We start from the raw sequence: 6,026 nt of genomic DNA, 5'->3' as shown, positions 1-6,026 counted from the left end.
GCCTGTTCCACAAGATAATTATATATGAACAGGCAAGATGCCTGTTCCACAAGATAATTATATATGAACAGGCAAGATGCCTGTTCCACAAGATAATTATATATGAACAGGCAAGAGACTTGTTCCACAACATAATTATATTAGTTGTGAGTCATGAAGGAGCTATAACTGCTAAAGCTTGGGGAATCACTCGAAATTTTGCAGGCGTGTAAGTTGTGATTTCACCGTCAGTATTAATGGGACGGCGTTTGCTAGTATTAACCTCAAATTCTTGAGCGTACAAGGCGCGAACGTTAGGCGAACTGGTATAATTTCCTTGCCTCATAGCCGGCAGCAAACCAATGATTTCCCACCAGTGTATTGTTTCCAAACTGTACAAATCCAGTCGCCTGTCGTCGATGGTGGCATCCTCGGCAACTGTCATGCCACCTCCGTAATAGCGTCCGTTGCCAATGGCAATTTGAATAGTTTTAACCTTAAAAGATTGGTTTTTTACCTTAATTTCTGCTCGAAACGGTCGCGCTGACAAAATTGTCTGCAAAGCAGTAAAAGCATAAGCTAAGACTCCCCAGCGCTGCTTCACGTTTTTAGTCAGTCGCTGGGTAATTTCCACGCTTAGTCCCAAACTCGCAACATTAAAAAAATGTTGACCGTTAACCCAACCCAAGTCTATTAGCCGAACTTTACCGCTGGCAATTACTTGACAAGCTGCGGATAAAGCTGTAGGAATTTTAAGAGTCCGGGCTAGGTCGTTAGCAGTTCCCATCGGCAAAATACCCAAGGGTAACTTGGTGTCTATCAAACCTTCTATGGCGGCGTTGAGAGTGCCGTCGCCGCCGCCGATTATTACTAATTCGACTTGAGTTTGGTAGCGCCGAATTGTTTGGGGAATTTCGTGGGCGTGGTCAGTAGATTCTATAATTAACTCAAAACCCAGTGCTTCTAATTCTCCAGTGGCTTGAGATAATAGCTTTTGCCCTTTTCGGGAGTGCTGGTTTACTAAAAGTAGAGCTTTCTTCATTTGTTAATTTTTAATTAGGAATATTGCGTATTTTAAATGACAAAAAGTATAGCTTGATGCCTTAACTGCATGAAATTAATGCTTTACTTCCATTTTACCAGTTATGATGGATTGACAAAAATGTTAAAAAATGGATAATTGTAGCAAAAGATTGGTAAAAAGTAGCTCCCTCCCGCTCTGACCTAGCAGCAAAAAACCTCGCTTCTCGATCGCCACTAAATTAAAATCATGTCTAACTTTTTAGAACAAGCGCAAGTCGCTGCCGATCGCCAAAACTGGCCCTTGTTAGTTGAATGCTTGCAGCAAGTGACAGCCGACGGTAGCAAGCCGCAGGAACAACACATTTTAGATCAAGCTGTCAGTTTAGCAATAGAAGCCTTAGAATGGGGCGATTTTCAAGACCGTTGGGAAATTGCTAAAGTATTGCCAAATCTGGGAAATGGCGCGATCGCACCTTTAATTGCCGTGCTCGAAGACGAAGACGCAGACACCGAGCCCCGGTGGTTCGCCGCCCGCATTCTCGGAAAGTACGCGCGGCGAAGCTATCCCGTAGGGAATCGCCCGGAAGTGATTCAAGCTTTAGTAGAATTGGTCAAAAATTCCGACGAAGAATTGAGCCAAATCGCCGCCGAAACCCTAGGGAATTTCGGCCCGACAGCCATAGAATCCCTCGCAACTCTCTTGCAGCAAGAAGACTCGCGACAGTTTGCAACAGCAGCACTCGCCCAAATTCGGCGCACCGAAACCATCCCACCGCTGTTGAGCGTAGTCGGAGACTCTCAAGTTGCGGTGCGGGCAGCCGCAATCGAGGCCCTGAGCAGCTTTCACGACTCCCGCATCCCGCCGGTACTGGTAGCAGCACTCAACGATCCGGCGACAGCAGTTAGAAAAGAAGCGGTGCGAGCTCTGGGTGTGCGCGCCTATTTAGATGCAGAATTAGATTTAGTTAACTTGCTCAAACCTTTGCTTTCGGACATCCGATTAGAAGTTTGTCAGCAAGCGGCGATCGCGATCGGGCGAGTGAAAACCGATGCTGCAGCGGCTGCTTTATTTGAATTGCTGCGATCGCCGATAACTCCGGTTGAATTGCAAATCGAAACTGTGCGCGCCCTAAGCTGGATGGAAACTGCAACCGCTTTAGCATATTTGCATCAGACATTAATGGCGCAATTTAATAACATAAATTCTACTGTTTGTCAAGAGATAGTCACTGTTTTAGGGCGAGTAGAAAAGCCGGAATTAAAAGCTGCTGCTGCTGAAATTCTGATTGATTTGCTGAAAACAGGTCATCCGGTCGTGCAGGAGGCAGTCAGCAACAAATCTTTAGCTTTAGGTTTAGGAAAATTAGGAGATATGAGAGGGCTAGATGCTCTGATTTCAATGTTGGGCGACGCAGACAGCAGCGTCAGGCTGCACTGCATGGCAGCCCTCAAACAGCTAGGTGCTGCCGAGGCCAGGCAGAAATTAGAAAGCTTAGTGAAACAAGAGAGTCTCGAACCAAGATTAAAAGAGGGAATTGCGATCGCCCTGCAAGAATGGCAACAAAATTAATCAAAAGACAAAATACCTAACTCCCCAACTTCTTGAATAAGTCGGGGATATAATAGCGATCGCATCTTTCTTCTTCCTGCCTCCGTTACATCCGTTACAAAATCCGTTGCCGAACTTCCTTCGGCTATATTATCGATGTTCTTTGTGAATTTGGGCGATCGCACTTGCCACCCGATCTAAATCTTCATCAGTTAAATTAGAACCCGAAGGCAAACAAAGCCCGTACTCAAATAACTCTTCGGCAACCGCACCGCCCATACATTCGCAATCAGCAAATACTGGCTGTAAATGTAAAGGTTTCCAAACCGGACGCGCTTCTATTTTCTCTTGAGCAAGCCCTAGGCGAACTTGTTCTCTATCTGCACCGAAAGCGGCAGGATCGATCGTTAAACAAGTCAGCCAGCGAGTCGCGCGTCCAAAAGCAGCTTCCGGCATAAATTCAATTCCCGGCAAGTTTCCTAAAGCTTGTTTGTAAAAGTCAAAATTGCGTCGTCTAGCTTGAACTCGCTCCTCCAAAACCCGTAATTGACCGCGACCAATTCCAGCCAAAACATTGCTGAGACGGTAATTGTAGCCAATTTCTGAGTGTTGGTAATGAGGAGCGGGGTCGCGGGCTTGTGTCGCCAAAAAACGAGCTTTTTCTACCAGTTTTTGGTCATCGGAAACTAACATCCCGCCGCCGGAAGTGGTGATAATTTTATTACCGTTGAATGAGAAAATGCCGATTTTACCGAAGCTTCCAGGCGATCTATTTTTATAGGTAGCCCCTAGAGATTCGGCTGCATCTTCTATGAGCGGAATTTCATAAGCATTGCAAGCTTCTAGAATTGGGTCGAGATCGCAACTTTGACCGTAGAGGTGTACGATTACAACAGCTTTGGGTAATTTACCAATTTTTGCTCGTTTGTCAAGTGCTTCTCGGAACAAATCGGGGTTGAGATTCCAAGAAGTGCGATCGCTATCAATAAAAACTGGTTTGGCGCCAAGATAAGTAATCGGGCTAGCAGTTGCAATAAAAGTCAGAGTCGAGCAAAAAACCTCATCTCCCGAACCGACACCAATTAATTTTAGAGCCAAATGCAAAGCTGCGGTTCCGGAACTAACAGCCGCTGCGTGTTTAGCGCCAACTATTTCGCAGAATTCTTGCTCGAAAGCGTCTACATGGGGGCCAACGGGGGCGATCCAGTTGGTATCAAAGGCTTCTTTGACGAACTCTTGTTCGAGGGAACCCATGTGAGGTGTTGAAAGGAGAATTTGTTTTGTCATTTGATCTTCATTTGGGAGAACGATAGGCAGGAAAAAAGTTGGACTTGAGGAGTTATTCAGGCTGAATGTTTAAAAAATTGACCCGCCCTCCCACTAAATAATTATATTTTTCTTTGTGTCGTTTTAGTTTCTTCTAGATTGAGCAATCAGAGAAGCCAGGGGATTTAACCCCTGGCTCATAGCTTAAGTCTTTTTTAGAGGACTCTCAAAAATCTTTAGTCTGTTTTAATAAACGAACCGCTACCGGATCTCACTGTTAGTTTTGGAATCGTCAAGCACACCTGTGAATTCTGGGGCTGTAGCATAGCCTTCTTGGTTAATTCCGTCTCTTTTCAAGACTTTCAATACTGTCAGAAACAGAATTTTTAAGTCAAACCACAAACTCCAATTATCGACATAGCAAACATCAAGTTTGAATTTAGCATCCCAGCTAATAGTATTGCGACCATTGACTTGAGCCCAACCAGTAATTCCAGGCATAACTTCGTGGCGGCGTGCTTGTTCTGGAGTATAGCGATCGAGGTATCTGACGAGTAAAGGACGAGGCCCGACAAAACTCATGTCACCTTTGAGAACGTTCCAGAGTTGAGGGAGTTCGTCCACACTGGTTTTGCGAAAAAATTGACCGAGGGGTATGAGACGCTGTTCGTCGGGTAGCAAATTGCCATCAGCATCGCAATCGCTGGTCATCGTGCGAAACTTGTAGAAATTGAAAACGCGACCGTTTTTACCGGGGCGGGGTTGGCAGAAAAAGATTGGCCCGCCCATGCGGATGTAAATGGCGATCGCCACCATTAATATTACGGGAGAGAAAACCAAAAGGGCGATCGCTGCACATAATCTATCTAATACCCACTTAACCAATTGGCTGAATTTTTTGGGATTTACTAGTTTATTAAGTTGCGATATTTGTGAGTTTGATTTGATCGGTAGTAATTCGTAAATACTCATGATTCTACACTCCAACAGCAATTTACTGTACTTCCCTGATTTTGGCAGGCTCCGGGTTTATACGATAATGAATTCTGTCAAATTTACAGAAACTTTAAATAACTTCGGTGTTTGATGAAGCTTTTATGAACCTATGGTTGGGACGATCGCTGACTTTTACATAAAATTTAAAAAACGTCGCTGTTTTATGAATTTTTTGTAACATTTTGAGGATGGGGACGCTCACTGACTTTTCAAAAAAACGTTAATTATGGTTGCATACCTAGTTCTACAGTCAAAAGAATATCGGGCCGCGATCGGGCGGACTGCACGCTTAACGAGGTATGATTGAGCGTTGTGCGATCGTTTACCAGTGTCCAATCTGTAATATTATGTCCGGCTAATCCACCCTGACACGCTCGCGATCGTAGTTGTTCATAAAGTTACTCACTTTACTAGAATTTACTTCTTGCAAACAAAGTAAAGCATCCCTGCAATTAATTCATGTTTCAAGGATTCTATGTCATCACACATCTTACCTTTGCCAATTTGATAACTAGAACCAACGGAAACTATTTTAAACCCGACTTTTGTCAAGATTTGGTCAGCCTCTTGTACTTTATACCGATATGGGTAAGGCCCGCGATCGAGTAGCGCCAAAAAGTTATATTTTTCGCCCCGCTTAAGCCAAGGGATATATTCAATTGAGCGATTCGAGCCAGATAACCTCCTCAACATACTTAAATATGCTAAATAAAATACAAACGGACTTTTGATTCTCGATTCAAAACTTAAAAATGAGAAGACTGCTGTCCTCCCCTTTTTGAGAAGCCGATAAGCCTCTGTCAAAGCTTTTAATCTTTTTTCCTCTTCCTCTATAAAACACACAATTTGCGGCCAGTAAATTATCGGATCGACACCGGCATTTTCGTAAGTTAAATCAGTTGCATCCTGCACTTCAAAAGAGATAATCTGACTTCGATCTCTCTGCTTTGCTTGTTCGATAAATTCAGGCACATAATCATAGCCGTAAAGCTTTTGAAAACCTAAATCTTTCATTTCCCACAGAATTCTTCCCGCTGCAGTGCCAGCTTCAACTGTTTTTTCATTTTTCTTCAAATACTTGACAATTAGATACTTTTCGTCTTCGGTGAGAGTTTTTTTTATCTTCCCAAAGATCAAATTCGACTGTACTGTAAACTTCTTTGTTGTGGATGAGTGACATATACTTTTCAATTCCTATTCAAAAATCTTGCCC

The 6,026-nt window shown here is 43.7% G+C and carries 5 protein-coding genes; 1 reads left to right on the top strand and 4 read right to left on the bottom strand.

Annotation, left to right across the window (positions count from 1 at the left end; translation table 11 throughout):
- Positions 1–151: 151 nt before the first annotated feature.
- Positions 152–1,021: a lipid kinase gene (locus QT992_RS11670; RefSeq protein ID WP_333319675.1), complete on the bottom strand. Its 870-nt coding sequence runs from the start codon at positions 1,019–1,021 to the stop codon at positions 152–154.
- Between the two features lie 228 nt (positions 1,022–1,249).
- Here QT992_RS11670 and QT992_RS11665 point away from each other — a divergent pair, with 228 nt between their 5' ends.
- On the top strand, positions 1,250–2,572 hold the full coding sequence (locus tag QT992_RS11665) for a HEAT repeat domain-containing protein (RefSeq protein ID WP_333340331.1): 1,323 nt from the start codon (positions 1,250–1,252) through the stop codon (positions 2,570–2,572).
- A gap of 129 nt (positions 2,573–2,701) precedes the next feature.
- On the opposite strand, the gene QT992_RS11660 is transcribed toward QT992_RS11665, so the two are convergent.
- The 3 genes from QT992_RS11660 to QT992_RS11650 all read right to left on the bottom strand — a co-directional run bounded on the left by QT992_RS11660 (position 2,702) and on the right by QT992_RS11650 (position 6,004).
- A complete protein-coding gene (locus tag QT992_RS11660) occupies positions 2,702–3,838 on the bottom strand; it encodes a DegT/DnrJ/EryC1/StrS family aminotransferase (protein ID WP_333340333.1) in 1,137 nt (378 codons plus the stop codon).
- 240 nt (positions 3,839–4,078) lie between these two features.
- On the bottom strand, positions 4,079–4,702 hold the full coding sequence (locus QT992_RS11655) for a sugar transferase (RefSeq protein ID WP_333319669.1): 624 nt from the start codon (positions 4,700–4,702) through the stop codon (positions 4,079–4,081).
- Between the two features lie 528 nt (positions 4,703–5,230).
- Positions 5,231–6,004 carry a class I SAM-dependent methyltransferase gene (locus QT992_RS11650; protein ID WP_333319667.1) on the bottom strand — a complete coding sequence of 258 codons (774 nt, stop codon included), beginning with the start codon at positions 6,002–6,004 and terminating at the stop codon, positions 5,231–5,233.
- Between the last annotated feature and the right edge of the window lie 22 nt (positions 6,005–6,026).

Source organism: Microcoleus sp. T3_D1 (genome assembly GCF_036700405.1).
In the GTDB taxonomy this organism is placed as follows: Bacteria; Cyanobacteriota; Cyanobacteriia; order Cyanobacteriales; family Microcoleaceae; genus Microcoleus.
This window is presented reverse-complemented; position numbering and strand designations above follow the sequence as displayed.